Source organism: uncultured Methanofollis sp. (assembly GCF_937919355.1).
Classification (GTDB): Archaea; Halobacteriota; Methanomicrobia; order Methanomicrobiales; family Methanofollaceae; genus Methanofollis.
Genome location: NZ_CALFSA010000017.1, coordinates 1 through 2,390, shown reverse-complemented (window position 1 = coordinate 2,390; position 2,390 = coordinate 1). Strand labels below are relative to the sequence as shown.

Below are 2,390 nucleotides of genomic sequence, written 5' to 3'. Positions count from 1 at the left end.
GGGGAGATCCGCGACGCCGTCCTCGCCGTCTCGAAAGACCCGGAGCAGTACAGGGGCGCCTGTCTCAGGCGGGCAGAGGCCTTCGCACTCCCCCGTTTCACAGAACAGATCCGTGCCGTGGTGAATGATGGTGTTTAGTCATTTCAAGGAATTGTACGGGTACAGGAACCTCATCTGGACCCTTGCATGGGGTGAGTTCAAGCAGAGGTACAAGAACTCGGTTCTGGGGTACTTCTGGTCGCTCCTCGAACCCCTGCTGATGCTCGTCGTCCTGTACGTGGTCTTCTCGAACCTGATGCGGATCCAGGTGGAGTACTACCAGCTCTTCCTCCTCCTCGGCATCATCCTCTGGAACTTCCTCTCGCGGGCGACCTCGATGGGCCTCAACGCCATCCTGGGGAAACCGAGCATGGTCCAGAAGATCTACTTCCCGCGGGACATCCTGGTGATCTCGTCCTGCATCACCGCACTCCTGATGAGCATCTTCGAGTCTCTGGTCTTTATCATTTTCATGGCGTACTTCCAGGTCCCCCTCTCGGCAAACCTTGTCTACGTACCCCTGATCATCGCGCTCCTCTTCCTCCTCTCCATGGGCCTCTCCCTCGCCCTTGCCGCTCTCAACGTCTTTTACCGGGACGTCCAGTTCATCTGGGCGGTGATCCTCCAGGCCGGGTTCTTTGCGACGCCGATCCTCTACCCGATCACCATCTTCGACGAGAGCCTGCAGAAGATCTTCCTCCTCAACCCCATGGCCCATATCATCACGGCCGCACGGGACACGATCATCTATTCCACCCCCGCGGCACCGGGGTCACTGCTCTATGCAGGGGTTATGGCAGTCATCGCCCTCATTGTGGGATACCTCATCTTTGCACACTATGAACCGCGCTTTGCGGAGGAGATGTAAATGGGAGTCATCGACGTCGATCATGTGGAGAAGGTCTTTCGCATCCCGCACGAGAAGAGGACGACGGTCTTCGAGGCCCTGACCGGTCTCCTGCGGCCGACGCAGTACGAGACCTTCCCGGCCCTGAGGGACGTCTCCTTCTCCGTGGAGGAGGGGGAGATGTTCGGGATCATCGGCGAGAACGGGAGCGGGAAGAGCACCCTCCTGAAGTTGCTCGCCAGGATCATGCGGCCGACGCAGGGGACGATCTCGGTTCACAAGAAAGTGACGCCCTTCCTCGAACTCGGCGTCGGCTTCAACCCCGACTTCACCGCGGTGGAGAACATCAGGACTTATGCCACGATCATGGGTCTCTCGAAGCGGGAGATCGAGGGGCGGATCGACGATATTCTCGATTTCGCCGGGCTAGAACGGTTCAGGGACGCGAAGTTGAAGAACTTCTCCTCGGGTATGCAGGTCCGTCTCGCCTTCTCGACCGCGATCCAGACCGACCCCGAGATCCTCCTGATGGACGAGGTGCTCGCCGTCGGCGACATGGAGTTCCAGCAGAAGTGCCTGGACGTGCTGAACAGGTACAGGAAGGAGGGGGTGACGATCGTCTTCGTCTCCCACGATCTCGGGTCTGTCCGCCGGTTCTGCGACCGGACCCTCCTCCTGAACCACGGCGAGCAGGTCGCCCTGGGGGAGACGGACGAGGTGATCGACAGTTATGTCTATGGGCGGAGAGAGGAGGAACCGGCAGACGTGGTTGTGCAGTCCACGGAACCCGAGACACGCTGGGGGGACAGGAAGGTCGAGATCACCGGCGTGAAGTTCCTGGATAAGTTCGGCAGGGAGGGCGTGCGTTTCAACTCCTTCGATCCCATGACCATCAGGATCTTCTACGACGCCCATGAAAGGATCCCCGATCCCGTCTTCGGGGTCTCCCTCTATTCAGAGCAGGGTGCGCACCTGTACGGGACGAACACCGAACTGAAGGACGTTTCGATCGGGTATTTAGAGGGGAAGGGGCATATTGATTTGATGATCGAGGCGGTGCCGATGCTTACGGGGAGGTTCCTCCTCACGGTGGCGGTGCACACCCACAACCAGCAGCCCTATGACTGGCATGACAGGGAATATGCCTTCGATGTTATCCCGACGGGACGGGATGCCGGGATCGTCGATATACCCTGCATCTGGCGGAGATGAGAGAGATGGACGAGAACACCTTTGAGATCCGCGACGGCGAGATCGACGTCGAAAAGATCATGGGACAGATCCGGGAGAATATCAGGCGGCGGAAGGAGGCCGGGGCCTATCAGGATGATCTCCCCGCTGCATCTGTGCCGCCTGCTTCCAGAGAGACCGACATCTCCCGGGACCTTGCCTGCCTGAAAAACACCTCCGATATCCAGAACACCAGTTACTTCATCAGTTCGCACCACCCATTTACGGGAAAATTCCTGGTGAAGGGGCGCGAGCTCGTCCACGGCGAGGTGAG

At 59.2% G+C, this 2,390-nt stretch carries 3 protein-coding genes; all 3 read left to right on the top strand.

Features of this window, described 5'->3' with window-relative positions; genetic code table 11:
• Positions 1–127: 127 nt before the first annotated feature.
• A complete protein-coding gene (locus Q0520_RS01040; RefSeq protein ID WP_298665548.1) occupies positions 128–907 on the top strand; it encodes an ABC transporter permease in 780 nt (259 codons plus the stop codon).
• Entirely contained in the window at positions 908–2,098 is a 1,191-nt protein-coding gene (locus Q0520_RS01035) for an ABC transporter ATP-binding protein (protein ID WP_298665545.1), read from the top strand.
• A gap of 5 nt (positions 2,099–2,103) precedes the next feature.
• A partial coding sequence (locus tag Q0520_RS01030; protein ID WP_298665542.1) for a hypothetical protein occupies positions 2,104–2,390 on the top strand: 287 nt, incomplete at its 3' end.

Coding starts and splice junctions, on each gene's coding strand:
- Q0520_RS01040 (WP_298665548.1), top strand. CDS start 128: ATGGTGTTTAGTCATTTCAAGGAATTGTACGGGTACAGGAACCTCATC.
- Q0520_RS01035 (WP_298665545.1), top strand. CDS start 908: ATGGGAGTCATCGACGTCGATCATGTGGAGAAGGTCTTTCGCATCCCG.